The organism is Streptomyces sp. NPDC031111 (genome assembly GCF_055570675.1).
Genome location: NZ_JBVIGS010000003.1, coordinates 598,172 through 624,540 on the forward strand (window position 1 = coordinate 598,172; position 26,369 = coordinate 624,540).

At 71.8% G+C, this 26,369-nt stretch carries 19 protein-coding genes; 12 read left to right on the forward strand and 7 right to left on the reverse strand.

Annotated features, from left to right (window positions below):
- Positions 1-21: 21 nt before the first annotated feature.
- Positions 22-2,187 (forward strand): discoidin domain-containing protein, encoded by a 2,166-nt coding sequence (locus ACZ470_RS09700; RefSeq protein WP_468426059.1) that lies wholly within the window; start codon positions 22-24, stop codon positions 2,185-2,187.
- Positions 2,188-2,280: 93 nt separating this feature from the next.
- Here ACZ470_RS09700 and ACZ470_RS09705 read toward each other — a convergent pair whose 3' ends face one another.
- Positions 2,281-3,246 carry an amino acid ABC transporter permease gene (locus ACZ470_RS09705; RefSeq protein ID WP_468426061.1) on the reverse strand — a complete coding sequence of 322 codons (966 nt, stop codon included), beginning with the start codon at positions 3,244-3,246 and terminating at the stop codon, positions 2,281-2,283.
- 589 nt (positions 3,247-3,835) lie between these two features.
- On the opposite strand from ACZ470_RS09705, the gene ACZ470_RS09710 reads away from it, so the two are divergent.
- Genes ACZ470_RS09710 through ACZ470_RS09745 form a run of 8 tightly spaced genes read left to right on the forward strand, consistent with a single transcriptional unit; the run spans position 3,836 to position 11,972 of the window.
- A complete protein-coding gene (locus tag ACZ470_RS09710; protein ID WP_468426063.1) occupies positions 3,836-4,369 on the forward strand; it encodes a GNAT family N-acetyltransferase in 534 nt (177 codons plus the stop codon).
- A gap of 13 nt (positions 4,370-4,382) precedes the next feature.
- Positions 4,383-5,339, forward strand: a complete 957-nt coding sequence (locus tag ACZ470_RS09715; RefSeq protein ID WP_468426065.1) for an ABC transporter substrate-binding protein — start codon at positions 4,383-4,385, stop codon at positions 5,337-5,339.
- 21 nt (positions 5,340-5,360) lie between these two features.
- Positions 5,361-6,383, forward strand: coding sequence for an amino acid ABC transporter permease (locus ACZ470_RS09720; protein ID WP_468426067.1), 1,023 nt, complete (start codon positions 5,361-5,363; stop codon positions 6,381-6,383).
- A complete protein-coding gene (locus ACZ470_RS09725) occupies positions 6,380-7,144 on the forward strand; it encodes an amino acid ABC transporter ATP-binding protein (protein ID WP_468426068.1) in 765 nt (254 codons plus the stop codon). Before ACZ470_RS09720 ends, ACZ470_RS09725 begins: the two co-directional genes overlap by 4 nt.
- Positions 7,145-7,183: 39 nt before the next feature.
- Positions 7,184-8,167 (forward strand): ABC transporter substrate-binding protein, encoded by a 984-nt coding sequence (locus ACZ470_RS09730; RefSeq protein WP_468426070.1) that lies wholly within the window; start codon positions 7,184-7,186, stop codon positions 8,165-8,167.
- 37 nt (positions 8,168-8,204) lie between these two features.
- Positions 8,205-9,416 carry an LLM class flavin-dependent oxidoreductase gene (locus ACZ470_RS09735; RefSeq protein WP_468426072.1) on the forward strand — a complete coding sequence of 404 codons (1,212 nt, stop codon included), beginning with the start codon at positions 8,205-8,207 and terminating at the stop codon, positions 9,414-9,416.
- Between the two features lie 21 nt (positions 9,417-9,437).
- On the forward strand, positions 9,438-10,811 hold the full coding sequence (locus ACZ470_RS09740) for an NtaA/DmoA family FMN-dependent monooxygenase (RefSeq protein ID WP_468426074.1): 1,374 nt from the start codon (positions 9,438-9,440) through the stop codon (positions 10,809-10,811).
- Positions 10,812-10,844: 33 nt separating this feature from the next.
- Positions 10,845-11,972, forward strand: coding sequence for an LLM class flavin-dependent oxidoreductase (locus ACZ470_RS09745; protein WP_468426076.1), 1,128 nt, complete (start codon positions 10,845-10,847; stop codon positions 11,970-11,972).
- A 66-nt stretch (positions 11,973-12,038) separates the two neighbouring features.
- Here the strand turns inward: ACZ470_RS09745 and ACZ470_RS09750 are convergent, their stop codons facing one another.
- Genes ACZ470_RS09750 through ACZ470_RS09775 form a run of 6 tightly spaced genes read right to left on the reverse strand, consistent with a single transcriptional unit; the run spans position 12,039 to position 18,823 of the window.
- Positions 12,039-14,792 (reverse strand): fumarate reductase/succinate dehydrogenase flavoprotein subunit, encoded by a 2,754-nt coding sequence (locus ACZ470_RS09750; protein WP_468426078.1) that lies wholly within the window; start codon positions 14,790-14,792, stop codon positions 12,039-12,041.
- Positions 14,789-15,556, reverse strand: coding sequence for an ABC transporter ATP-binding protein (locus ACZ470_RS09755; RefSeq protein WP_468426080.1), 768 nt, complete (start codon positions 15,554-15,556; stop codon positions 14,789-14,791). Before ACZ470_RS09755 ends, ACZ470_RS09750 begins: the two co-directional genes overlap by 4 nt.
- Positions 15,540-16,403, reverse strand: coding sequence for an ABC transporter permease (locus ACZ470_RS09760; protein WP_468426082.1), 864 nt, complete (start codon positions 16,401-16,403; stop codon positions 15,540-15,542). Before ACZ470_RS09760 ends, ACZ470_RS09755 begins: the two co-directional genes overlap by 17 nt.
- Positions 16,400-17,749: an ABC transporter substrate-binding protein gene (locus ACZ470_RS09765; RefSeq protein WP_468426083.1), complete on the reverse strand. Its 1,350-nt coding sequence runs from the start codon at positions 17,747-17,749 to the stop codon at positions 16,400-16,402. Before ACZ470_RS09765 ends, ACZ470_RS09760 begins: the two co-directional genes overlap by 4 nt.
- Before the next feature lie 14 nt (positions 17,750-17,763).
- A complete protein-coding gene (locus ACZ470_RS09770) occupies positions 17,764-17,991 on the reverse strand; it encodes a 4Fe-4S dicluster domain-containing protein (RefSeq protein ID WP_055491243.1) in 228 nt (75 codons plus the stop codon).
- Positions 17,992-18,034: 43 nt separating this feature from the next.
- Positions 18,035-18,823 carry a GntR family transcriptional regulator gene (locus tag ACZ470_RS09775; protein WP_468426084.1) on the reverse strand — a complete coding sequence of 263 codons (789 nt, stop codon included), beginning with the start codon at positions 18,821-18,823 and terminating at the stop codon, positions 18,035-18,037.
- 551 nt (positions 18,824-19,374) lie between these two features.
- On the opposite strand from ACZ470_RS09775, the gene ACZ470_RS09780 reads away from it, so the two are divergent.
- The 3 genes from ACZ470_RS09780 to ACZ470_RS09790 all read left to right on the forward strand — a co-directional run bounded on the left by ACZ470_RS09780 (position 19,375) and on the right by ACZ470_RS09790 (position 26,351).
- Entirely contained in the window at positions 19,375-20,250 is an 876-nt protein-coding gene (locus tag ACZ470_RS09780; RefSeq protein ID WP_468426085.1) for a glutathione S-transferase C-terminal domain-containing protein, read from the forward strand.
- Positions 20,251-20,425: 175 nt separating this feature from the next.
- Complete coding sequence (locus ACZ470_RS09785) at positions 20,426-21,304, forward strand: DUF4132 domain-containing protein (RefSeq protein WP_468426087.1); 879 nt, start codon at positions 20,426-20,428, stop codon at positions 21,302-21,304.
- A gap of 40 nt (positions 21,305-21,344) precedes the next feature.
- Positions 21,345-26,351, forward strand: a complete 5,007-nt coding sequence (locus ACZ470_RS09790) for a DNA-binding protein (protein ID WP_468426089.1) — start codon at positions 21,345-21,347, stop codon at positions 26,349-26,351.
- Positions 26,352-26,369: the final 18 nt, after the last annotated feature.

The window sequence follows — 26,369 nt, forward strand, 5'->3', positions numbered from 1 at the left end:
CCACACCGAAGGGATCAGCACATGAGCACCTCCAGCACCGTGAGACGTGCCCCGGCCGTCGCCACGGCGGTGGCCCTGGCCGCCGGCACCCTCGTCGCCCTGACACCCGCCCCCGCCCACGCCGCCGCCGGCGCCACCCTCCCCTTCACCTCCGTCGAGGCCGAGTCCGCCACCACCACCGGCACGAGGATCGGCCCCGACCACACCCAGGGCACCCTCGCCTCGGAGGCGTCGGGCCGCCAGGCGGTACGCCTCGACCCCGGCCGGCGCGTCGAGTTCACGGTGCCGCGCGCGGCCAACGCGGTGAACGTCGCGTACAGCGTCCCCGACGGCCAGTCGGGCTCGCTCGACGTGTACGTCAACGGCCAGAAGCTGGCGCAGACCCTGCCGGTGACGTCCAAGTACTCCTACGTCGACACCCCCTGGATCCCCGGCGCCAGGACGCACCACCTGTACGCCAACTCCCGGCTGCTGCTCGGCCGTGACGTCCAGGCCGGCGACAAGGTCGCCCTCCAGGCCACGGGCGTCCAGGTCACCGTCGACGTGGCCGACTTCGAACAGGCGGCGGCGCCCGCCGCGCGGCCCGCCGGTTCCGTCTCCGTGACCGACAAGGGCGCCGACCCCAGCGGCCGGGGCGACTCCACGCAGGCGTTCCGGGAGGCCATCGCCGCCGCGCAAGGGGGAGTGGTGTGGATACCGCCGGGCGAGTACCGGCTCACCTCCTCCCTGAGCGGGGTGCAGAACGTCACCCTGCGGGGCGCCGGACACTGGCACTCGATCGTGCGGACCTCCCGCTTCATCGACCAGTCGGGCTCGTCCGGCAACGTCCACATCAAGGACTTCGCGGTCATCGGCGAGGTCACCGAACGCGTCGACTCCAGCCCCGACAACTTCGTCAACGGCTCCCTCGGCCCGAACTCCTCCGTCTCCGGCATGTGGCTCCAGCACCTCAAGGTCGGCCTCTGGCTGACCGGCACCAACGACAACCTCGTCGTCGAGAACAACCGCTTCCTCGACATGACCGCCGACGGCCTCAACCTCAACGGCAACGCGCGCGGCGTGAAGGTCCGCGACAACTTCCTGCGCAACCAGGGCGACGACGCGCTCGCCATGTGGTCGCTGTACGCGCCGAACACGGGCAGCAGCTTCGAGAACAACACCATCACGCAGCCGAACCTCGCCAACGGCATCGCGATCTACGGCGGCACCGACATCACCGTCCGGAACAACCTGATCTCCGACACCAACGCCCTCGGCAGCGGCATCGCGATCTCCAACCAGAAGTTCCTCGACCCCTTCCACCCGCTGGCCGGCACGATCACGGTCGACGGCAACACCCTGGTCCGCACCGGCGCCATGAACCCCAACTGGAACCACCCGATGGGCGCCCTGCGCGTCGACTCCTACGACAGCGCCATCGAGGCGCAGGTCAGGATCACCAACACGACCGTCACGGACAGTCCCTACAGCGCCTTCGAGTTCGTCTCCGGCAGCGGACGCGGATACGCGGCGAAGAACATCACCATCGACGGCGCCACCGTGAACAAGGTCGGTACGGTCGTCGTGCAGGCGGAGACCCAGGGCGCCGCCACCTTCCGCGACGTCACGGCGACCGGCGTCGGTTCGGCCGGCGTCTACAACTGCCCCTACCCGACCGGTTCCGGCACCTTCACCGTCACCGACGGCGGTGGCAACTCGGGGTGGAGCAGCACCTGGTCCGACTGCTCCACCTGGCCGCGGCCCGGTGAGCAGAACCCCGAACCCGACCCCGACCGCAACCTCGCCGAGGGCCGGCCCGCCACCGCCACCGGCTCCCAGGACGTCTACACCCCGGGCAAGGCGGTCGACGGCGACGCGAACACCTACTGGGAGTCCGCCAACCATGCCTTCCCGCAGTCCCTGACGGTCGACCTCGGATCCCGGCAGGCCGTACGCCGGCTGGTGCTGAAGCTGCCGCCGCAGGCCGCGTGGCAGGCCCGCACCCAGACCCTGTCCGTGCAGGGCAGCACCGACGGCTCGGCGTACTCGACGGTGGCCGCCCCGAAGGACTACCGCTTCGACCCGGCCACCGGCAACACGGTGACGATCCCGGTCAGCGGTGACATCCGCTACGTCCGGCTGCACGTCACCGGCAACACCGGCTGGCCGGCGGCCCAGTTCAGCGAAGTGGAGGCATACCTTTCCTAGCCGTGTCCGTACCGCCCCGCGCTTCGCCGCCCGGACCTGCTCGTACACATGGGTCCGCGGCCCGGCGAAGCGCGGCGCGACGCGTCTGCCCCGTCATGCGCGCAGTCGGCCGCGTAGTGCGGTCAGGTGTCCGCGCAGCCGTTGCAGCGGAGTGGGCGGCAGGGCGCGGGAGTTGCCGCGCGCGTAGTACCGCTCGATGTAGAACTGGCCCGCGCCGAGCACGGTGGTGACCGCGATGTACCACAGGGTGGCGACCATCAGCAGCGGGATGACCTGGTAGGTCTGGTTGTAGATCAGCTGCACCGAGTACAGCAGGTCGTGCACCGCCAGCACACTGACGATGCTGGTGCCCTTCAGGGTGCCGATCAGCATGTTCCCGGCCGTCGGCACGATGGAGCGCATCGCCTGCGGGACGACGATCCGGCGCAGAGTGCGGCGCCTGCTCAGTCCCAGGGCCTGGGCGGCCTCCGTCTGCCCGGAGTCCACGGAGAGGATGCCCCCGCGCACCACCTCGGCGGCGTACGCGGTCTCGTGCAGGGTCAGGCCGATGACGGCGGTCAGGGTGGGGCCGAGCAGGTTGACCGTCTTGACGGTGAGGAACTGAGGGCCGAACGGGACGCCGAGGCCCAGCGTCGGATACAGGGCGCCGATGTTGAACCAGAACAGCAGCTGCACCAGCAGCGGCGTGGACCGGAAGATCCACACATAGCCCCAGCTCAGTGTGCGCAGTACCGGGTTGGCGGACAGCCGCATGACCGCGAGCACCGTGCCGAGCACGAAGCCGAGCACCATCACCACAGCCGTCAGCCACAGGGAGAGCAGCAGTCCGTCGAGCACGGCGGAGGTGGTGAAGTACCGGGCCACCACCTCCCATTGGAAGGCGTCGTTGCGGACGACGGAGTTGAGCACCATCGCGAACAGCAGCAGCGCGACGGCAGCGGTAAGCCACCGGCCGACGTGTCGGCGCGGCACGATCCGCGGCACGTCGGGGCCGTGGGCGCTCGCCTGTTTCGGGGGTTTCGTGGCAGGGGCCGGCGTGAGTTCGGAAGGCGTGACCATCGAGGGGCTCTCCGGGGGAGGGGATCGCAGGCGTGGGTGACCACCCGGTGGCACTCGCAGGGGGCGCAACGGCGGAGGCGCCGCGTGCGTACCGTGCGGCCGGGGCTCGGCGTCGTCACATGCGCCGCGTCCCTCAACGCGGCCGGGGCGGCACCGCGCATCGCGGAGCCGACCCGCCGTCGATCGTATGTGCCCATGGCGTCCTTGTGTCAACAGGGCACCGGTAAACGCCGGTTCCGGCCGGTCCGGCATCCGGGCACGTCTTGACGGACAGCGCGATGTCCTGCTCAATTGGTCGCATGACTGCCCAGGAGCGCTTGGTCTCGCGCGATCACATCGACTTCGGTCGAGTGTGGTCCGCCGCGTGTTGCGCCTGACGCGGCAGCGGGCCGGCTGACCGGCCCTTCCCTCCCTCGGTGACCCCGTCGCGGGCCGAGTTCTCCCTTCACGCGCGCTGCCGCGGCTCTGCTTCCCCGACGCCCGACGTCGTCACGACCGCACCGACCCTTCTGCCCGACGGTCTGTTCGCTCATGCCCGTACGCAGGGCGATTCCGCCATGCCCGCGTGCCGCCGCACCCCTGAAAGGCCATGCCCGTGCCCGTGAAGTTCCCCGGCGTCGCTGCCCCCTTGCCACCGCCCGATGTGACGTCCCTTCATGTCACGGTCTCCGACCCGCGCGTGAGACCCCTGTTGCTGGAGCTCGGCCACGAGTACTCGACCCGCTACGGCAAGGACGCCCACGCCGAGCTCGCCCGCTACCCCGACGAGGAGTTCACCGAACCGTACGGCGGCCTGCTTCTCCTGTTGCTGGAGCGCGGCGAGCCCGTCGCGGGCGGCGCCTTCCGGCGGTACGACGCGACCACGGCCGAACTGAAGCGGATCTGGACCCACTCCGCCCACCGCAGACGCGGCCTCGCCCGGCACGTCGTCGCCGAGCTGGAACGCGAGGCGGGCGCACGCGGCTACCGGCGGATCCACCTGACCACCGGGCCCCGCCAGCCCGAGGCCCGCGGCCTGTACCTGGCCACCGGATACACGCCGCTGTTCGACACCGAGGCCGACCCGGAAACCATCGGCCCGCTGCCCTTCGAGAAGCACCTCGACATCCAGTCGCGCACATGAAAGGCCCCGACCTGTGAACCTCCCCGGGATCAGAGCTCGCCTGCGCCTCGCAGCCGCCCTCACGCTGCTGCCGCTCCTGACACTGACCGCCTGTGGCTCCGGCGACACCTCCGGCACCACACCGGCCGCCGCCCAGGCCTCGGCCGCGCCGACCGACGACCCGGTCGCCGCCGTACGCACGGTGGACTCCGTCGCCGCCCTGCTGCCCGCCGAGGTCCGTAAGTCGGGCAGGCTCCGCGTCGGCAGCTCGATCGGATTCCCGCCCGGGGCGTACTACCCCAACGGCGCGGACAAGACCCCCGCGGGCCAGGACATCGACCTCGCCGACGCCGTGGCCAAAGTGCTCGGCGTCGAGCTGGAACGGCAGGACGCCTCCTTCGAGACGATCCTGCCCGCCCTCGGCAGCGGCAAGTACGACGTCGGCACCGGCAACTTCGGGGTCACGAGCGAACGCCTGAAGACCATCGACTTCGTCACCTACATCAACGACGGCCAGGGCTTCGCGGTGAGGAAGGGCGACACCGCGCTCGGCACGAGGATCACCGACCTCACCCAGCTGTGCGGGCTGACCATCGGCACCGGCGCCGGTACCACCTTCGAGGCGACCCTCACCGCACAGAAGGGGGTGTGCGCGCAGGCCGGCAAGAAGCCGTACGACGTGAAGGTGTACTCGGAGAACGCCGCGACGCTCACCGCTCTCCAGCAGGGCCGTGTCGACGTGATCATGTCGACCATCAACGGTCTGCGGTACCAGGCGGCCCAGCCCGCGTCCCGGACCACCTTCCTCGGCGAGTTCCACCGCCTCGACGTCGGCTTCGCCTTCAAGAAGGGCTCCCCGCTCACCAAGGCCTTCCAGGCCGCCGTCAACGAGCTGATCAAGGACGGCACCTACGCCCGGATCCTCAAGAAGTGGGGCACGTCCGCCTCCGCGATCGACACGTCGCGGATCAACCCGCCCGAGCACGCATAAGAGCCGATCAGGAACATCACGATGGCATCCACCACCGACACCGCGCCGCCCGGCGAGGCCACCCCGGGAACCGGCCCCCAGGCCCCGCCCACCCCGGACGATCCCGTCTCCCTCAAGGTCGTACCTGCCCGCCACTACGCCCGCTGGGCCGCCGTCCTCGCCGTCATCGTGCTGGTCGCCCAGTTCGCGCACGGCCTGGCCACCAACCCGGTCTGGGAGTGGGGCGTCTTCAGCGACTACGTCCTGTCCGAGACGATCGTCCAGGCGGTGTGGGTGACCCTCCAGCTCACCGCCTACGCCACCGTGCTGGGCTTTCTCCTCGGCACCGTCCTGGCCTTCATGCGGCTCTCGCACAGCCCGGTCCTGCGGACCGTCGCCTGGAGCTACATCTGGATCTTCCGGTCCATCCCGATGATCGTCCAGCTGGTGTTCTGGTTCAATCTGAGCGCGCTGTACGAGAGGTTGGGCCTCGGCGTCCCGTTCGGCCCGGTGTTCTGGTCCGTCGACAGCAACAGCGTCATCGGCACCATGGGCGCCGCCATCATCGGGCTGACGCTGCACCAGGCCGCCTACGCCGCCGAGATCGTCCGCGGCGGCGTGGTCTCCGTCGACCACGGGCAGCTGGAGGCGGCCGCCGCGCTGGGCATCCCCCGGCTGCGCCAGATCCGCCGCATCGTGCTCCCGCAGGCCATGCGCGCCATCCTGCCCACGGCCGGCAACGAGATCATCGGCCTGCTCAAGGGCACCTCGGTGGTCTACGTGATGTCCATCGGCGAGCTGTTCTACCAGGTGCAGGTCATCTACGGCCGCAACGGCCGGGTGATCCCGCTGCTGCTGGTCGCCACCGCCTGGTACGTCGTACTGACGTCCCTGCTGTCGATCGCCCAGTACTACGTCGAGCGCCGGTACGCCCGCGGTGCCAACCGCACCCCGCCACCGACCCCGCTCCAGCGCGCCCGCCGCCTCGCATACGACCTGCGTGCCGCCGCGGCCCGGCGCGACCGGCCCGTCGTACCGCTCAAGCCCCTGGGAGACAGCCGATGAGCGAGGTGATGGTGGACGTCCACGGCGTCCACAAGAGCTTCGGACCCCTGGAGGTACTGCGCGGCGTCGACCTGCGGGTCCGGGCCGGTGAGGTCACCGTGATCCTCGGGCCGTCCGGCTCCGGGAAATCCACACTGCTGCGCACCATCAACCACCTGGAGAAGGTCAACAGCGGCTGGATCAGCATCGACGGCGAGCTCATCGGCTACCGCCGCTCCGGGAGCAAACTGTACGAGCTGAAGGAGAAGGACGTACTGAAGCAGCGCACCCACATCGGGTTCGTCTTCCAGAACTTCAATCTCTTCCCGCATCTGACCGTGCTGGAGAACCTGATCGAGGCGCCCGTCTCCGCACTGCGCCGCCCCCGCCGTGAGGCGGAGGAGACCGCCCGCAGGCTCCTCGACCGGGTCGGCCTCGCCGACAGGTCCGGCGCCTACCCGCGGCAGCTCTCCGGCGGCCAGCAGCAGCGCGTGGCCATCGCCCGCGCGCTCGCCCTCGAACCGAAGGTGCTGCTCTTCGACGAGCCCACCTCGGCGCTCGACCCCGAACTGGTCGGTGAAGTCCTCGACGTCATCAAGGACTTGGCCCGCACCGGAACCACCATGATCGTCGTCACCCACGAGATCGGCTTCGCCCGCGAGGTCGCCGACACCGTGGTGTTCATGGACGACGGCGTCGTCGTGGAGCAGGGCCCGCCCACGGCCGTCCTGGACAACCCGCGGCATCGGCGCACCCGCGCCTTCCTCTCCAAGGTCCTCTGACCAACCCCGCACCCCTTTCCACGAGCAAGGAGCACGACCATGTCCACCTCGATCACCCGCCGCACCACCGCGGCCGCGCTGGGACTGACCGCCGCCCTCGTCCTCGCCGCGTGCGGCAACCCCGACGACGGCGGCACGACCGAGGTGGCGGCGACGTCGGGCAGCAGGACGAAGATCAACCTGACCCCTGACCAGAACCGCGTCACCACCGAAAAGGTCGACTCCATAGCGGCGGAGGTACCGCGGGAGATCCGCGAGAGAGGCACCCTGGAGGTCGTCGACTCGTCCGGCTCCGCCGCGCCGCTGACCTTCTACGCCACCGACAACAGGACCGTCATCGGTGTCGAACCCGACATCGCCTCTCTGGTGGCCGACGTCCTGGGCCTCGAGCTGCACATCAACCCGGTCTCCTGGGAGAACATCTTCGTCGGCCTCGACAGCGCCAAGTACGACGTCGGCTTCAGCAACATCACCGTCACCGAGGAACGCAAGGAGAAGTACGACTTCGCCACCTACCGCGAGGACAACCTGGCCTTCGAGGCGAAGAAGGGCAGCGGGCTGAGGATCACCGGCCCCGAGGACGTGGCCGGCCGGACGGTCGCCGTGAGCAGCGGCACCAACCAGGAGAAGTTGCTGGTCGAATGGAGCGAGGAGAACGAGAAGGCCGGCCGGAAGCCGGTGGACGTCAAGTACTACCAGAACGACAGCGACACCTACCTCGCCCTCCAGTCCGGCCGGATCGACCTCTACCTGGGCCCCAACCCGACCGCCGCGTATCACGCGGCCACCACCGGCAGGACCGAGGTCGTCGGCACCCACTCCGGCGCGGGCGCCACCCTTCAGGGCCTGATCGCGGCGACCACCAAGAAGGACAGCGGACTGGTCGAGCCGCTCGCCGACGCCCTCAACCACGTCATCGAGAACGGCACCTACGCGAAGGTACTGGAGCGCTGGGGACTGACCGACGAGGCCGTGACCAAGTCCGAGATCAATCCGCCCGGCCTGCCCAGGACCAACAAGTAGCCGACTCGTCACGGACCTCCAGGAAGGCCACCCACCCGTGTCCCCAACACCTCCCTCTCCCTTGCACCTTGCCGTCGCCCTGGAGGGCACCGGCTGGCATCCCGCCTCCTGGCGCGAGCCGGTGGCCCGCCCGCGCGCACTGTTCACGGCCGGATACTGGGCCGATCTGGTCGCCGAGGCCGAGCACGGTCTGCTCGACTTCGTGACCATCGAGGACGGCCTCGGCCCGCAGTCCTCCCACTTCCTTGACCCGGACGAGCGGACCGACCAGGTGCGCGGCCGCCTCGACGCCGTCCTCATCGCCTCCCGCGTCGCACCGTTGACCCGGCACATAGGTCTGGTGCCGACGGTGGTCTCCACCCACACGGAGCCGTTCCACATCTCCAAGGCCATCGCCACCCTCGACCACATCAGCACCGGCCGCGCCGGACTGCGCGTGCAGATCACCGCCCGCCCGAACGAGGCCGCCCACTTCGGCCGCCGCACCATCCCGCGCATCGAGGCCTACGACCACCCGGACACCCGGGAACTGGTCGCCGACCTCTTCGACGAGGCCGCCGATTACGTGGAGGTCGTGCGCCGCCTGTGGGACAGCTGGGAGGACGACGCCGAGATCCGGGACGCCGCCACCGGCCGCTTCATCGACCGCGACAAGCTGCACTACATCGACTTCGAGGGCAGGCACTTCAGCGTCAGGGGCCCCTCCATCACACCCCGCCCACCACAGGGCCAGCCGATCGTCAGCGCCCTCGCCCACGACACCGTCCCGTACCGGCTCGTGGCCCGCGCCGCCGACATCGGTTACGTCACCCCGCACGACACCGACGAGGCCCGCGCGATCGTCGCCCGGATCCGCGCCGAGCAGCATGCGGCGCGCCGGGCCGCCGAACCCCTCCATGTCTTCGGCGACCTGGTGGTCTTCCTCGACGACGATCCGGCCACCGCGACCGCACGACGGGAACGGCTCGACGCGCTCGCGGGACAGCCGTACACCAGTGACGCCCACATCTTCACCGGTACGCCCTCCGAACTGGCCGACCTACTACAGGAGTTGCGCGGCGCCGGACTGACCGGCTTCCGACTGCGCCCCGCCGTCACCGGCCACGACCTCCCGGCGATCACCCGAGGGCTGGTCCCCGAACTCCAGCGCCGGGGCGCCTTCCGCCGCGCCTACGAGGCCGGCACCCTGCGCGGCCTGCTGGGCCTGGCACGCCCCGCCAACCGCTATTCCGCCATCGCGACCGCCTGAGCCGGAGGGACGACCACGACCATGAGCAAGCCGCCGAAGCAGATCCATCTGGCCGCCCACTTCCCCGGCGTCAACAACACCACCGTGTGGAGCGACCCGAGCGCCGGCAGCCACATCGAGTTCAGCTCCTTCGTCCACTTCGCGCAGACCGCCGAACGCGCCAAGTTCGACTTCCTGTTCCTCGCCGAAGGGCTCAGGCTCCGCGAACAGGGCGGAAGGATCTACGACCTGGACGTCGTCGGCCGCCCCGACACCTTCACCGTCCTGACCGCGCTCGCCGCCGTCACCGACCGCCTCGGACTGACCGGCACCATCAACTCCACCTTCAACGAGCCCTACGAGGTCGCCCGCCAGTTCGCCAGCCTCGACCACCTCTCCGGCGGGCGGTCCGCCTGGAACGTCGTCACCTCCTGGGACGCCTTCACCGGCGAGAACTTCCGCCGCGGTGGCTTCCTTCCGCGGGAGGAGCGCTACTCCCGCGCCAAGGAGTTCCTGGCCACGGCGAACGAACTCTTCGACTCCTGGCACGGCGACGAGATCCTCGCCGACCAGGAGACCGGCACCTTCCTGCGGGACGCCAAGGCCGGCGCCTTCGTCCACACCGGACAGCACTTCGACATCCACGGGCAGTTCAACGTGCCGCGCTCCCCGCAGGGCCGCCCGGTGATCTTCCAGGCCGGCGACTCCGAGGAGGGCCGCGAGTTCGCCGCCTCCGAAGCCGACGCCATCTTCAGCCGGCACGCCACCCTCGAAGCGGGCCGGGCCTTCTACACCGACGTCAAGAAGCGCCTCGCCAAGTACGGCCGCCGCCCCGACCAGCTGCTGATCCTGCCCGCCGCCACCTTCACCCTCGCCGACACCGACGCCGAGGCGGAGGAACTGGCCAGGCTGGTGCGCCGCCGGCAGGTCAGCGGCGCCACCGCCCTCAGGCACCTGGAGTTCGTCTGGAACCGGGACCTGTCCTCCTACGACCCGGACGGGCCGCTCCCCGACATCGACCCCGACACCGGTGACGACCACATCTCCCAGGGCCGCGCCCAGGTCCGCATGTACCGCGACCGGCTGGCCACCGCCCGCGAGTGGCGGGAGCTCGCCGCCGCGCACAACTGGTCGATCCGCGACCTGGTCATCGAGACGGGCAACCGGCAGAACTTCATCGGTTCGTCGGAGACGATCGCCCGCACCATCAACGCGTTCGTGCAGGCCGACGCGAGCGACGGCTTCATCCTCGTCCCGCACATCACCCCGGGCGGCCTCGACGAGTTCGCCGACAAGGTCGTCCCGCTGCTCCAGGAACAGGGCGTGTTCCGCACGGAGTACGAGGGCCCGACCCTCCGCGACCACCTCGGCCTGGCCCACCCCGATGCCGTCCGCGAGGAACGGGCGGCGTCGTGAAGTTCGTCCTGTCCGTCACCGAGGAGCCCGCCCATGTCTGACATCCCCCTCGGCATCCTCGACCTGGTGCCGATACCGTCCGGCTCGACGGCCGCCGACGCCCTGCGCAACTCCATCGACCTGGCACAGCACGCCGAGCGCCTCGGATACAGCCGCTACTGGTTCGCCGAGCACCACCTCAACCCGGGCGTCGCCGGTGCCTCCCCCGCGGTCGTCCTCGCACTCACCGCCTCCGCCACCTCCACGATCCGGCTCGGCTCCGGTGCCGTACAGCTCGGCCACCGCACCGCGCTCAGCACGGTCGAGGAGTTCGGCCTGATCGACGCCCTGCATCCCGGCCGCTTCGACCTCGGCCTGGGCCGCTCGGGCGGCCGCCCGCCGGGACAGCCGGCCGCGGCCCCCGCGACCGTCACCCCCGTCGTGGACGGCCGGGCCCCGAACGGCCTGCTGATCCCGCCCCGCTTCTCCTTCGAACGCCTCCTCGGCTCGCCCCGCGTCGCCCTGCAGCGCAAGCTGCTCCTGCTGCCCGGTGCCGAGTCGCAGGACTACGCCGAGCAGATCGACGACATCCTCGCCCTGCTGGCCGGCACCTACCGTTCCCCGGAGGGCGTCGAGGCGCACGCCGTGCCGGGCGAGGGCGCCGACGTCGAGCTGTGGATCCTGGGCAGCAGCGGCGGCCGGAGCGCCGAGGTCGCGGGCGCGCGGGGGCTGAGGTTCGCCGCGAACTACCACGTCAGCCCCGCCACCGTGCTGGAGGCCGTGGACGGCTATCGGGCCTTCTTCCAGCCCTCCGACTTCCTCGACAAGCCGTACGTCAGCGTCTCGGCCGACGTGGTCGTGGCGGAGGACGACGAGACGGCCGGCGAGCTCGCCACCGGCTACGCGGCCTGGGTCCGCAGTATCCGCACAGCCGAGGGCGCCATCGAGTACCCGACGCCCGAGCAGGCCCGCTCCTTCGAGTGGAGCGACGAGGACCGGGAGCTGGTGCGGGACCGGGTGGACACGCGGTTCGTCGGTTCACCGGGACGCGTGGCCGACCGCCTGGCGCAGCTCCAAGAGGCCACCGGCGCCGACGAGTTGCTCATCACAACGATCACCCACGACCACGCCGACCGGGTGAGGTCGTACGAGCTGCTCGCGCGGGAGTGGAGCCGGAGGTGACGGGGAGGCCCGGCAGCCCGGGGCCACGGTCCCCGGGCTCATGGCCGGCACCCCCGACTTCGGGCGTCACAGCGCCCGGGCCGCATAGGCCCTGACGTCCGCGTCCGGGTCCGTCGTCGCCGTGGTCAGGGCCGCCCGGGCGTCCTCGGTGGCACGATGGCCGGTGAGTGCCACCACGGCGGCCTTGCGGACGTCGGCGTTCGGGTCGGTGAGGGCCTTGGCGAGGGCGGGGACCGCGACGCCGGGGCCGGCGAGGGACAGCGCGGTGGCGGCGCCGGCCCGCACCTGCCAGGCCGGGTCGGACAAGGCGGCCCGCGCGCGTGCGGCCAGGGGAGCCGGGCAGCCGGTCGTGCCCAGTGCTTCGTAGGCGGCCGCACGCACCAGGGCGTCGGGATCGTCGACGAGCCCGGCCAGGGCCGAGTGGACCACGTCCGCTCCGGGGACGGTGGCCAGGGCCTTGGCGATGGTGACGCGGACCTCGCGGGACGGGTCGGCGGTCGCCGCGCGGGCCAGCTCTCCGGCGGCGTCGACCGACACCAGCGCGCGCACCGCCGCGACACGGACGATGATGTCGGAGTCCGACAGGGAGTTGGCGAACAGCCCGGTGTCACCGAGACGCAGGACCCGCAGGGCGTCCAGTGCGGTGGCGCGGGCGACGGGGTCCGTGCCGGACAGGGCGGCGGCGAGACCGTCGCGCAGTGCCGGTTCGGGGGCCAGCGTCTCCACCAGTTCGCTCAGTGAGGCGGCAGCGGCGGCGCGGACGCCGGTGTCGGTGTCCGCGAGCGCGGCGGCCAGCGCCGGTCCGGTGCCGGGCGGCACCGTCTCCGTCAGGACGGTGACGGCCGTTCGGCGGACGGTGGGGTCGGGGTCGGTCAGGTAGGGCGTGAGGGCGGGGAGCGCGGGTTCGTCCTCCGCGAGGGAGAGGAGTTCGAGCAGGCGCGGTGAGGCCGGCACGTCCGCGCCGGTACCGGAGTGGGCCCTTGTGCCGGTGACGGCGGGCTCCTGCCGCATCGCCACCGGCGCCGCTTCCCGGGCCCCCGCGATCGCCACCTGTTCCGGGTGGACCTCGCCGAGACGACGGGAGGGGCCGCCGACCGGCCTGAACTCGTCGACAGGGACCAGATAGGGAGCAACGGGACGCGCGGTGAACTCCATCGCACCACTGGGAGACTTGCGCAGATCGAGGTGGTGGAACCAGGACGCGTCGTCACGACGCGGATGGTCGAGACGTTCGTGGTAGAGGCCCCAGCGGGACTCCGTGCGGGCCAGGGAGGCCCGGGCGGCCATCTCCGCGCAGTCGCGGATGAAGCTCACCTCCGCGCAGCGCATCAACTCGTGCGGGGTGCGGGCACCCATCGCGGCGATGTCGGCGCGCATCCGCTCGAACGCCTCCAGGGCCAAGGAGAGACGGGCGCCGGACTTCGGCGGGGCCACGTAGTCGTTCACGAAGCGCCGCAGCTTGTACTCGACCTGGGGCTGCGGCGGACCCTCGGGGTTGCGCAGCGGACGGTAGATCAGTTCGTGCGCCTCCTTGAGCTGGTCGAGGGGCAACTCCCCCTCGTACGGCGTGTACCGGGACGCGTCCGCGCCCGCCAGGTCCCCGAAGACGAACGCGCCGATCATGTAGTTGTGCGGGACACAGGCCAGGTCCCCGGCGGCGTACAGCCGGGGAACGGTCGTACGGGCGTGGTCGTCGACCCGTACGCCCGAGGCCGAGTGGCCGCCGCACAGGCCGATCTCGGAAATGTGCATCTCGACGTCGTGGGTGCGGTAGTCGTGGCCGCGGCCCGAGTGGAAGGTGCCGCGCGTCGGGCGTTCCGTCGAGTGCAGGATCGACTCCAGGGCCGAGATCGACTCCTCCGGCAGATGGCTCAGCTTCAGGTAGACCGGACCCCGGTCGCTCGCCACCTCGGCCGCGAACTCGGCCATCATCTGCCCCGACCAGTAGTCGGAGTCGACGAAGCGTTCGCCGTGCCGGTTGACCTGGTAGCCGCCGAACGGGTTGGCGACGTACGCGCAGGCCGGACCGTTGTAGTCCTTGATCAGCGGGTTGATCTGGAAGCATTCGATGCCGGTCAGCTCGGCGCCCGCGTGGTACGCCATCGCATAGCCGTCACCCGCGTTCGTCGGGTTCTCGTACGTGCCGTACAGGTAGCCGGACGCCGGCAGGCCGAGGCGGCCGCACGCGCCGGTCGCCAGGATGACGGCGCCCGCGCGGACGGTGACGAAGGCGCCCGTGCGGGTGTGGAGGCCGACCGCGCCCACGGCGCGCCCCTCCACCGTGAGCACGCGCACCGGCATCACCCGGTTCTCGATCCGGATCCGCTCGCGCATCTCGCGCCGGCGCAACTGCCGGTAGAGGACCTTCTTGACGTCCTTGCCCTCCGGCATCGGCAGTACGTACGAGCCGGAGCGGTGGACCCGGCGGACCGCGTACTCGCCGTGCTCGTCCTTCTCGAACTTCACCCCGTACGACTCGAGCCGCCGCACCATCGCGAACCCTCGGGTGGCGGTCTGGCGGACGGTGGACTGGTCGACGATGCCGTCGTTGGCGCGGGTGATCTCGGCGACGTACTCGTCGGGCTCGGCCCGGCCGGGGATGACGGCGTTGTTGACGCCGTCCATGCCCATGGCGAGGGCGCCCGAGTGGCGGACGTGCGCCTTCTCCAGCAGCAGGACGTCCGCGCCGTGCTCGGCGGCGGTCAGGGCGGCCATGGTGCCGGCGGTGCCGCCACCGATCACGAGCACGTCGCAGCGGATCTCGTCCGCGTCGGTGAGGGCGGGGATCTCCAGGGGGGTGTCCACCAGGGTGCCTTTCAAGAACCGAGTGAGGTGAGGACTTCGCGCCGCAGGGCGATCCGCGCGGGATCGTCGTGTGCGGCGCGCTCGCGCGGGCGCGGTACGTCCCGTACGGCGATGAGGCGGCCCGCGCCGAGCAGGGCCACGCGGTCGCCGAGGAAGAGGGCCTCGTCCACGTCGTGGGTGACGAAGACGACGGTGGCGCCCGTGCCGTGCAGCACCTCCACCAGCAGGTCCTGCATGCCGGCGCGGGTCTGGGCGTCGAGGGCGCCGAACGGCTCGTCCATCAGGACGGCACGGGGCGCTCTCGCGAGGGCCCGGGCCAGTTGGGCGCGCTGGCGTTGGCCGCCGGAGACGCGGTGCGGCAGTTGCCGGGACTGTTCGGACAGCCCGACGCGGGTCAGCCAGGACTCGGCCTGGGTACGGCGTTCGGAGCGGGACAACCCCTTGATGGCAAGGGGTAGTTCGACATTCGCGCGCAGGGTGCGCCAGGGCAGGAGGGCGTCCTCCTGGAAGATCAGCGCCCGGTCGGCGGAGGGACCCGTCAGGGGGCCCGCGTCCTGGGTGACCTCTCCGGCCAAGGGCGACAACAGCCCGGCCAGCGTGCGCAGCAGCGTCGACTTGCCGCAGCCGGAGGGGCCGACGACGGTGAGGATCTCGCCGGGCGCCACGTGGAGGTCCACCTCGTCGAGCACGGGCGCGCCGGGCCGTCCGAGGGTGGCCTCGCGCAGGGCCAGCCCCGCGCCGCTGCGTTCCGGGGCACGCACGTCAGACGAGCTGGTCATGGGAGACGTTCTCCTTGGTCCTGGGTCCGGCCGGAACGAGGGCCGTGGCGCGGCGCGCCCGGCGTGGGGCCCGTCCGCCGGGGACGTACGACGTGCGCGGCAGCCAGTGGGTCAGCCGGCGGCCCAGCAACTCGACGGCCGTGGAGGTGACCCAGCCGAGCACGCCGATCGTGACCATGCCGACGAACACCCCGGGGTAGTCGACGATCGTGTAGTCCTGCCAGGTGCGGTAGCCGACCCCGTACTGGCCGGAGATCATCTCGGCCGAGATGACACAGATCCACGAGACGCCGATACCGACCGACAGGCCGCCGAAGATGCCGGGCAGCGCGCCCGGCAGGACGACCGAGCCGAGGATCCGCCACCGGCCGCCGCCCATGGTGCGCACCGCCTCCTCCCACACGGGGGTCAGTGCGCGCACCGCGTGCCGGGTGGAGACCAGGACCGGGAAGTAGGCGGCGGTGAAGGTGATGAAGACGATGCCCTGTTCATTGGAGGGGAACAGGAGGATCGCCACGGGGACCAGGGCGATGGCCGGGACGGGGCGGACGACTTCCAGCAGCGGGCCGAGCAGGTCCTCGGCGAGCCGCGAGCGGGCCACGAGAACGCCGGTCGCCACACCCAGCACGGTGGCCAGCAGGAAACCGGTGAGGATACGGGTGAGGCTGTCGGTCAGATCGGTCCAGTAGTCGGGTCCGGACAGCCGGTCGGTGAAGGCGCGGGCCACGTCGGTGACCGTGGGGAACTGCGAGAAGCGCAGCCAGACGTCGACGTTCAGACTGGTCAGCAGCTGCCAGAGGCCGAGGCCGACGGCCAGGGACAGCCCGCGCAGCGCATACCGGGTCACGACGCCCGCTCCAGCGCCTCGGCATAGGTGACGACGCGCGCGCCGCCGTGACCGTCGACGTAGTCCCGCGCGGTCGCCGACGCGACGAAGGGCAGCAGCTTCTCGCCGTCGGCCACCCACACCGCCCGGTCCGCGAACCACAGGGTGCCGGTGGTGGCGTCGGGGACGTAGGCGGCGCGGACGGTGTCCTGGTTGGCCGACACGTGACTCAGCAGCTCGGTGGGCGACTTGAAGGTACGCGTCCGCGCGGAGCCCTTCGGCCACACCTCGCTCGCGGCGGGCGGGGGCGTGGCGGCGAGCCGCTCGGCGTACGTCGTCCCCAGGGCCTTCCGCACGTAACGGTCGTCGACGAAGGAGTCCACGTCCACGTCCACACCACCGGTCAGCTTCGCGGACTCCAGGATCGACACGTCCTGCTTCAGCGCGGAGACGAGCCGGGGCTTGAGGGCCGGGTCGAAGGTGGCGATGCCGTGGGCGCCGTTGTAGAGGTAGACGACCTCGGCGGGCAGGCCGGTGGCCCCCGCGACCTTCTCGGCGGCGGTGACGGGACGCTCGTTCAGGTAGTCGGTCGCCTGTGCCTGCGCCTTGAGGAAGGCCTCCAGCACGGTCGGCCGCTCCTTCGCGAAGTCCTCGCGGGCGGTGACACCGTGGAAGGTGGGCAGGTTCAGTTGTGCGCCGTCGTACAGGGCCTTCGCCTTGCCCTGGTGGGCGAGCAGGCCCGGCCAGGCGACGAACTGCGACAGCGCGTCGGTGCTGCCCGCGGCGAGGGCCGAAGCGCCCACCGCGGGCTGCTGGTTGAGCTTCTCGATGTCCTTGTCGGGGTCGACGCCGGCGCGTTGCAGGGCTCGCACGAGCGTGCCGTCGGCGGCGGAGCCGACGCTCGTGGAGACCTTCTTCCCCTTCAGGTCCGCCAGGGAGGAGAGCTCGGAGCCGGGCGCCGTGACGATGGTGTTCAGGCCGCCGCGCAGGTTGTAGCCGGTGACCGAGACCAGATGGGTGGGGCGGCCGAGCTGCTTGCCGCGGGCCGCGTTGATGAGCAGCGGGAAGTCACCCATCGAGCCGATGTCGATCTTCCCGGCGGTCATCTGGGCGGTGATGGGCGCACCGGTGGCGAAGTCCTGCCAGACGACCTTGTAGGTGACGCCGTCGCCGAGCGAGTTCAACTGCTTCTCGAAGTAGCCGAGGGAGCGGAGCAGCGTGCCGGCCGTGACCGTGTTGATGGTCTTGGACTGGTAGCCGACGGTGACGGTGACGGTGGAGCCGTCGCCGGCCTCGGCGTCACCGCCGCAGGCGCTGAGCGGGAGCAGCAGGACGACCGCGGACGCTGCGACTGCCGTGCGTTTCATGGTGGTGGGGCCTCTCATCGGAGCAGGTAGGGCATGTTGACCGTGACGGCTCCGGTGGGACAGCGGGCCGCGCACGGGCCGCAGTACCAGCACTCGTCGACGTGCATGTACGCCTTGCCGCTGCTGACGTCGATGGCGAGGGAGTCCAGCGGGCACATGTCCACGCAGAGCGTGCAGCCGTCGATGCACTTCGACTCGTCGATGGTCACGGGCACATCGGCCCGCTGGGGCGCCAAGGGCATGGCTGTCTCCGGGAAGGTCGGACTCGGTAAGGGGAGAGGTGCGTCAGAGGGAGCGGTGCAGCAGGCCGCTCATCGTGATGCGGTCGCCGCGGAAGCGGATGAACTCCAGGTCGACCGGGCGGCCGTCGGCGAGGTGGGTGAGGCGTTCCAGCATGAGGACGGCCGCGCCGCGCGGAGCCTGGAGCACGGCGGCGGAGTGGGCGTCCGCGTTGACCGCCTCCAGGGTGATCTCGGCGTGGCCGAGAGGCCGGCCGGTGAGGGACTCCAGGAGACGGAAGACGTCGGTGTTCTCCAGGTCGCAGCCGAGCAGGGCGGTGCCGATGTCCAGGGGGATGTAAGTGAGGTCGAGGGACAGGGGGAGGCCGCCCAGGCGGCGCAGACGTTCGATGTAGAGGACGTCGGTGCCGGGTGGCACGCGGAGGCGCTCGGCGACGGGGACGGGCGCCGGGGCCGGGCCCATGGTACGGACCTCGTTGGTGACCCGGCCGTGCTCGTGGAGGGTTTCCGCGAGGCCCATCAGGCGGTCGAGCCCGTGGGGGTACTTGCGGGCCACGACCACGGTGCCGACGCCGGGCTGGCGTTCCACGAGGCCCTCGGCGCGCAGGAGGTCCAGGGCCGCGCGGACGGTGTTGCGGGAGGCGCCGTAGTCGGTGGCGAGGGTGGACTCGTGGGGGAGGGTGCCGGAGGGGAAGCCGCCGACGAGGATCTGCCGGCGGAGGAGATCGGCGAGCTGGCGCGCCCGGTCCGCGCGCAGCCGGCGTCGCGCGCGGTGGGCCGCGACGGTGGTCGCGCCCTGGCCGGCGTGGTCCCGGATGCGGTCGGTCGGAGGCATGGCCGAAACCATACTCATCCGGTAGGGATTGTGGTGTTGCGGAACTGTTGCGCCACCTGACACACCGCCGGATACGCCGCTGACCTGGACTTTCGGTAGGCAGAAGGGGAGATCCGCCAGGGCTCCGGGGCTGGGAGTGGCATGCGGTTCACGGATGACGCGGTCCGCGCCGCTCGCCGCCCGCGGGATCCGCCCCGCGACCGGCCCTCTTGACGCGACTGGGACGCGGCCCGAGACTCCCTACAGGAATCCTAGTGAATTGGTAGGGAATGATGGGTCGCGCCGCACTGGACCTCGGCAGTGACGCCGTCCGTGTCGCCGTCCGGCCGCTGCCCCTGCTGACGACCCGCCGCCACATCGATCTCATGCGTGTGTGCGGCGCGGCGGGTTCCCTCAGCGATGGCGGCCGAGCCCGCGCCCACGCCTGACCCTCCCGCGTCAGCACCGCCTCCCGGCATGCGCCGAAGCCGCCGCGTGCCGTGGCCTCCGTATGCCGTGACCGCCGCATGCCGCAACTGCCGTACGCGGGGACCGAGAACCCCAGGAGACGCATGTCCGCCACATCCCCGACAGCCGTGCCGTCCTTCCGGAGCAGGATCGGCTGCGACGCGCGCAGCGGCTACTACGCGGCGCCGCACCGCTACCGGCTCCACCTCTCACCGGCCTGTCCGCACTGTCTGCGGATCGCCGTCACGCACAGTCTGCTCGGCCTCGACGACGTCCTCCCGGTGACGCCGCTGGCCGCCGTGCCCGACGCACCCGGCGGGGGGCACAGGGCTCTGCGCCCGCTGTACGAGGCCAGTTCCCACCAGCACCCCGGTCCGGCCGTGGCGCCGGTCCTCAGCGACGACTGGACCGGGCGGATCGTCAGCACCCACACCCCCGACATCCTGCGGGACCTGGCCCGGCAGTTCGGCGTTCACGGTCCCGATCTCCACCCGCGCGGCGCCGAGGCGGCGATCGAGGCCGTGGGCCGGCTCTGCGAGCAGGGCATCACCGCGACCGCCCAGCGCGCCGGGCAGCCCGGTGGTGACCCCGCGGCTCGCGAGACCGCGCTGGCCACCCTGCTGCGCGCACTGGACCTGCTGGAGTGGCGGCTCGCCTCCGGCGAGCTGGTGCTGGGCGACGAACTCACCCTCGCAGACGTGCAGTTGTGGGTGACGCTGGTGCAGCTGGACACCGTGCACCGCCACCACCTGGACGCCGCGGCGGTGCACCGGATCACCGACCACCCCCGTCTGTGGGCGTACGCACGACGGCTGGCGGCGCACCCCGCCTTCGGCTCCCACCTCGACCTCGACGGCATCGCCCGCAGGCATCACGCCCACTGCCGGGGCCAGGAGGCCGCCGGCGCGGCGGTGCAGATCGTGGACTGGGCCGCGTACGCACCACGGGAGGCACAGGATCCGGCACGACAGCCCGGCTGACCGCACGGAGGTTCGTCGACGCCGACCCGCACGCCTGCCTTCACGCCGAAGCGTTCGCCGGGGGATTGTCGGTGGGTGCCCCTAGTCTTTCGATCAACGTCGCAGCGGGGCGCGCCGATCGGAGCCGCCGGGGGCGCTGTGCCGGTACGCGAGTGGTGGGAGAGGCGAAGAACTCATGGGTTGGCTGGCAGCGGGCGGCACATACGAAGTCGCCCTGATGGACGGCCGGGTGGTGGCCCGGACCGCGTCGGGAGAGGAGTCCCCGGGGGAGCGGAAACCGGAGAGGGCCCTGCCGGCGGAGATACGGGACCGTCCCGAAGTGATCGAACTCCAGCGGTTCGCCGAGTGGCTGGACCGGCACACGGCCGAGTGCGCGGCACAGGTCACCACCTGGATGGTGTCCTCGCTGCCGGTGCCGACCGGTCTGCTGGCCCGGGTCTGGCCCGACGAGGCCTGGCAGGCGGCGCTGCGTGACATCGTTGTTGTGGGTGACGGCCCCGACGAGGTCGGCTTCCTGCGCGACGCCGACGACTCGGGCGAACTGCGGGTGGTGAACCTGGACGGCGAGACCGTCCGCCTGGCTCCCCGCACGGTGACGATGCCCCACCCGGTCCTCCTGCCCGACCTGGAGGAACTCCGGGCGTTCGCCGCCGAGTTGGGAGTGGTTCAGGGCGTCGAGCAGCTCCACCGCGCCACCTGGCACAAGCCCGAGGGGATCGACGGCGCGGCCAAAAGGATCACCGAGTTCGCCGAGGCCGAGTACCGCTCGTGGTTCCATCTTTCCGCCCGCGCCACGTCCCTCGGCTACAAGATCGTCGGTAGCGCCGTCGTCGACCGGATCAGGGACGCCGGACGCATCTTCACCGCCTCGGTCGGCATGAGCGACCCCTACGCCGAGGAGAAGGCCTGGACCGGCCATTTGACCTGGAGCGACGAGGACGGACACCGCTGCCTCCCGCTGACCGAGGTCGGCCCCGTCGCCTGGTCCGAGGGCATGCGCATGGCCGCCGCCCTGCACGCCGGCCGCGCCGTGAACAGGGAGGGCGCCCAGTGAACGGCACGGCGGTCAGCACACCCACGAAAGGCACACGATCATGAGCGACGGGACGACACAGGGCGGGGCGACGGCGGACGTGGAGGAACTGCTGCGCGCCGGCGCGGTGCTGCCGCCGGGCACCACAGGGGGCGGCGAGCGGGCCGTGCCCATGTTCACCCAGGCCTACCGGCATCCGGGCCTGGACGGCCGGATCGTCGTACGCCTCACCGCCGAGGACCCCACCGGGGGGCCGGGCACCGGCTTCCTGGGACTCGTGCCCGAGGGCGAGCCGGTGGAGGTCGGCATCGGGCAGCACCGGGCCCTGGGCTTCCCCGACTGGGTGCTCGTCCACCACCCCTCGGACGGCCACCTGGCCATGTCCCTGGTGGAGGAGATGGACAAGGTGGCGCGGACGGTGAGATCCCGTGCGAAGCGGGCCCGCGCCACCTACGAGTCGATCGGGGAACGGCTCGCGGGCTCCGTACCGCACTTCCTGCCGACCTTCTACGAACAGGCGGGCCGGGTGTTCCTGGCCGCCGGCGAGAAGGCGTACGCGTCCATGATGTTCGTCAACGCGCGCAAGGCCGAGACGGCCCACGCGCTGCCGTTCGACGAGGCACGCATGGACGCCGTCTTCCTGGAGTTCGCCCTGGCCGACGCCGTACCGACGAAGGTCCTCTCCAGCTACGCCAAGGGCCTGACCTCCCGGGTCCCGGCCGCGACGGCGTTCCGGCACCTGCGGGGGCTCTTCGTCCGGCTGGCGGCGCACGGGCTGCCGCCGTCGAGCCCGGGCGCGGCCGAGCTGCGCAAACTGGCGAAGGCGGTCGCGGGCAAGAACGCGCAGGCGGAGGAGACGGCCTATCTGCGCGACATGCTCGCTCTGCCGGGCACGGTCAAGGCACCGCCCGGCTGGTGGAAGGCCCACCGGCAGGCCCTGGTCCAGCTCACCAAGCAGGAACCCGCCGTCCGCGGCACCCTGCTGGACCTCATGCCCGCGGAGTGGGAGGGGGCGGAGCTGCCCCAGTGGCTGGACCTGCTGGAGAAGTCCGGTGCCACCGCCGGGCTCTGCGACCCCGCGCTGCCCGCCGACGTGCGGCCCTCCGACGGTACGGCCGGGTGGACACGCAGATTCCTCGAGCTGTGCAAGGCCGCCCACGGCCGTCTCGCCCCGGAAGGGCTCCGTCCGCTCGTCGACCGCATGGCCGACGCGCTCCGTGCCGAACTGGTCGACTCCGGTGACACGCTTCCGGCCCCGGTCAGCGACGTGAACCTCCTCGACCAGCTCCTCTCCCTGCGCATCCCGGTGGCGGAGCCCGACGACAGGCGCGGTCTCGACCTGAACGCGTGGGCCGCGTGCGACGACCGGCGCGATCTCGTCGCGCTGGAGGCCGACGCCCGCTTCCGCCCGGCGTTCCGGCGCGGCTGCCCCGAGGACGACAGGAACACCCACAAGGAGACCGTCCTCACCCTGGCCAAGTCCCCCGGTGGGCGGCCCATGCTCGCCGAATGGGTGAGCGAGGTCAGCCGCAGGTACCTCACCACGGAACTGCCCGGGATGTCCGGCTGGCGCAACGCCCTGAACACCCTGAGCTGGCTGCCCGGAGAAGTGCTCGCGGTCGCCGAGGACGCGGTACGGGACGCACTCGCCACCGGCATGGCGCCGGCCCTCGCCCGCACCCTGCGCACCGGCATCCTCGACGAACTCGGCTGGCCCGCCTGGGAAGAGGCGATCGGAAACCCCGCGTCGCCGAAGGAGGCACGGAAGATCCGGGTCGCCGACGCCTGGCCGCACCTCGTCGTCCTCTCCGGCGACCAGGTCCGGGTGATCGACGCCGAGGGCACGGTGCTCAGCCACGAGCTGCGTCCCGCACCGGACCGGTTCGCGCGCGTCAACCTGCATTACGTCGACGGTGAGTTGTTCGTCTGGTGGTACGCGAACTCCGCGTCCAGCGGCGACGGCTACTGGACCGACGGCACCTCGTCGTCACCCGTGTCGGTCGAAGGCTCCGTATGGGGTTCCTTCCCCTACGAGGCGGGCGCGCGTGACGGGGAGGTCCACCCGGTCTCCCTGCCCCTGCCCGGCGGCGGCCGGACCACCGGCCGCGGCGTCGTGCGCCGCGGGGGCACGGTCGTCCCGAACAGGGGGCTGCTGATCGGTGACGGGACGTCGTACTGGGTGTGGGCCCATGCCGAAGCCTCCGAAACCGAGGACGGGCGACCCACCTGGCGGGCGTACGACCCGGTGGACGACACCGTGGGCGAGCCCGGACTCCCGGAGTGGCTGGGTGAGTACCCGGACACCGCGGCACAGATCGCGATGCTGGAGAAGTCCTGGCTGCGGCCCGCCCCCGGCGCGGAACCGGGCCCGGTGGGCGTCCCCGTGGACGGGCTCCTCGGCTGGCGTCTGACCAAGCTGCCCGACGGCCGGATCCGGGGCGAGGACCTGGCCGGACGCTCGGTCGTCGTACCGGAGCACCGTGACAGGGTCCCGCTGCACGCCCTGCTGTTCCCGGGCGCCGACCGGCCCCTGGCCGTGATCCGGGACTGGAGCGGCATCGAACTGCTCGACACCGACGGCACGGTGGTCGCCCGGGCGCCGGAGCACCAGACGCCCGGTCCCTTCACCGCGGGCACCCCGCTGCTGCCACCCCTGCGCTACTGGCATCTGCTCCGGCCGCGCGACCTCCAGGGCTCCGCGGCGCTCCGCCGGATCGACGAGGACACGGCGGCCGCACTGCTGGCCGCCGGCGTGTCGGAGCCGCGGCAGGACGCCGAGGGCACCGAGGGCGCCGACCTGGTGCCCGGACTGGTCCGGACGCTCCTGCCGGAGGTCGGGCACGAGGCGCTGCGGGCCGGCATCACCGGTCTGGTGCGGTACGCCGCCGAGCAGCAGCGCATCCTGGACGCGGCGCTGGCCCGCCTCGACGCCGCGATCGCCGGAGTCGTCCAGCGGGAACCACGGCCCAAGGCGGGCGACGAACTGCTCGAGGCGGCGTTGAACGGCGTCGGTCTGACCGGCCTGGGCTGGCGCAGCTCGTACTACCGCTACGACCACTCCCTCTACGACCTGCCCAACCTGCTCGGCCGGTCGCTGCGGGGCCAGGCCGAGCCGGCTCCCCCGGGCCGCACCCACCGCGAGCTGGCCGAACAGAGGTCGCTGGAGAAGCTGGACGCCCGGGGCCTGCCCGAGCTGCCCGCGATCGTCGCGCTGCGGGCCGGTTCGGAGGCCGTCCTGGAGGAGCACCGACACGCACTCGACGCTTTCCTGGAGGAACTCGACGCGCAGCAACTCACGGAGCTGAACCCCGACCACTGGCGCCGCGTGCGACTGCGGCTGGACCGGAGCCTGTTCGAGGGACCCGACGCCGTGCAGGGCCACACGGACACGACCGTGCTGGACCTCGACGGCGGCGCGTTCCTGCTCTTCCCCAGCCACCCGTTCCGCTACCTCAGTGAATGGGACACCGGCGACGACCCCAGGGGCCTGCGCTACGGAGCGGTCTTCCACGATCCGTCCGGCCGGTTCGAGACACCCGCGCCGTACACCCTGGTCGCCGCCGGGCCGTTCGTGCCGGAGCCGGTACGACGACCGGCGGGCTGGGCCGCGGCCTTCCGCGCCGAGCTGGCCGAGCGCGGCCCGGCGCCCTGGTTCCCCGCCGCCGCCGAGGAGTTCGCGCGGCTCACCGGGGTCACCCCGACCATGGCCCGGCTGGTCGTCGCCGGCCTGCCCAGGATCGACGACAAGCGGGAGGCCGTGCCCTCCGCGACGCTGAAGACGATCGGGGTGAAGTCGGCCGACGCGCGCGTGGCCAAGGGGGAACTGAAGTCCCTCGACGCGGGCGCCCGGCAGGCCGTCGTGGCGGCGCTGCTCCCCGCCGATCCGGCCCGGCTGTGGACGGACGGCCCCGACGTCGCCCGCGCGGCCGAGGTCTGGAACGAGCGGCTGGGCCGGCGCACCCCCATACCCGAGGAGGTGCTCCACGACGCGGTCCGCACCGTGGTGTCACCGGGATGGGAACCGGCCGCGGCACTGCAGGGCTTCGTCGACATGGCCACCGAGCCCCATCTGGCCAAGGACCTGACCTGGACCCTCGGCCGCTACTACCTCGAATCCACCGGGGGACCCGGCTTCGACGGCACGGTCCTCAAGGGCGCGGTGGCCCTGGCCGCGTGGCTCGCCCACCGTCTCCCCTCCGGCGACCCGGTTCGCGCCACCCTGCCCGGCGTACTGACGGCGCTGCGCGAACGGCTGGCCCACGACGGCCTGCTGATCGCCCTCGACCGGCGGATCGACTGGGAGGCGTACCGGCGGGCCGCCGGCGATCCCACGGAGACCGGTGAGGACTTCGTGCGCTACGGCGCGGTCGTCCTGGGCACGGAGCGGCAAGGGTTCCTTCCCGCCCTCCGGCCCGCGCTGCTCGACGCGTCCGGCAACGACCCCCACCTGACGGCCCTGTTCACGGGTGAACGGCCGAACGCCCAGGAGACCGCGCTGCGCCTGGTCCACGACCGGCCGTTCGCCGAGCTGCTGGCCGACCCCGGCGACCCGGTGGCGGGCGGGCGCGACACGGACGGGACGTGGTGGCCGCAGGACCCCGCCAGGTCCGTACCCGACCTGGTCACGGACGTGGCCAAGCGGTACGGCATCGGCGAGGACGCCGCCGTCCTCTACCTGATGCTGCTCGCCCTGCCGGACCCCACCGACCGCAACACCGCGCGCTGGACCGGCTGGGGCGGGCAGCGCGGCGGAACGGCCAGGCTCCGGGCCGCCCGTGCCGAACTCGCCGCCACCGACCTCGTCATCGAGGGCAACCGCTCCAAGGCCGGACGCTCCCTGTTCCTGCCCGGTGGCTGGACCCAGCTCAGCAACCCGCATCTCCCGCTGGAGCGGTGGAAGCTGCCGATGTACGACCTGCTGGAGGGTGAGGAGCCCGTCCTGGGCGTCGTGGTGCCCCTCCGGCCCGTCGCCGGTCTCTACCGTGAGGCCTGGCAGCGGGTCCAGGACGGGGACGGACCGCAGCTGGAGGAACTGGAGGTGCCGCGACCGCGGAAGCGCCGTCGCTGAGTACCGCCGGGAAGAGGG

Excerpts from the sequence above, each read along its gene's own strand:
- ACZ470_RS09700 (WP_468426059.1), top strand. The coding sequence starts at position 22 with ATGAGCACCTCCAGCACCGTGAGACGTGCCCCGGCCGTCGCCACGGCG.
- ACZ470_RS09705 (WP_468426061.1), bottom strand. The coding sequence starts at position 3,246 with ATGGTCACGCCTTCCGAACTCACGCCGGCCCCTGCCACGAAACCCCCG.
- ACZ470_RS09710 (WP_468426063.1), top strand. The coding sequence starts at position 3,836 with ATGCCCGTGCCCGTGAAGTTCCCCGGCGTCGCTGCCCCCTTGCCACCG.
- ACZ470_RS09720 (WP_468426067.1), top strand. The coding sequence starts at position 5,361 with ATGGCATCCACCACCGACACCGCGCCGCCCGGCGAGGCCACCCCGGGA.
- ACZ470_RS09725 (WP_468426068.1), top strand. The coding sequence starts at position 6,380 with ATGAGCGAGGTGATGGTGGACGTCCACGGCGTCCACAAGAGCTTCGGA.
- ACZ470_RS09730 (WP_468426070.1), top strand. The coding sequence starts at position 7,184 with ATGTCCACCTCGATCACCCGCCGCACCACCGCGGCCGCGCTGGGACTG.
- ACZ470_RS09740 (WP_468426074.1), top strand. The coding sequence starts at position 9,438 with ATGAGCAAGCCGCCGAAGCAGATCCATCTGGCCGCCCACTTCCCCGGC.
- ACZ470_RS09745 (WP_468426076.1), top strand. The coding sequence starts at position 10,845 with ATGTCTGACATCCCCCTCGGCATCCTCGACCTGGTGCCGATACCGTCC.
- ACZ470_RS09755 (WP_468426080.1), bottom strand. The coding sequence starts at position 15,556 with ATGACCAGCTCGTCTGACGTGCGTGCCCCGGAACGCAGCGGCGCGGGG.
- ACZ470_RS09765 (WP_468426083.1), bottom strand. The coding sequence starts at position 17,749 with ATGAAACGCACGGCAGTCGCAGCGTCCGCGGTCGTCCTGCTGCTCCCG.
- ACZ470_RS09770 (WP_055491243.1), bottom strand. The coding sequence starts at position 17,991 with ATGCCCTTGGCGCCCCAGCGGGCCGATGTGCCCGTGACCATCGACGAG.
- ACZ470_RS09775 (WP_468426084.1), bottom strand. The coding sequence starts at position 18,823 with ATGCCTCCGACCGACCGCATCCGGGACCACGCCGGCCAGGGCGCGACC.
- ACZ470_RS09780 (WP_468426085.1), top strand. The coding sequence starts at position 19,375 with ATGTCCGCCACATCCCCGACAGCCGTGCCGTCCTTCCGGAGCAGGATC.
- ACZ470_RS09785 (WP_468426087.1), top strand. The coding sequence starts at position 20,426 with ATGGGTTGGCTGGCAGCGGGCGGCACATACGAAGTCGCCCTGATGGAC.
- ACZ470_RS09790 (WP_468426089.1), top strand. The coding sequence starts at position 21,345 with ATGAGCGACGGGACGACACAGGGCGGGGCGACGGCGGACGTGGAGGAA.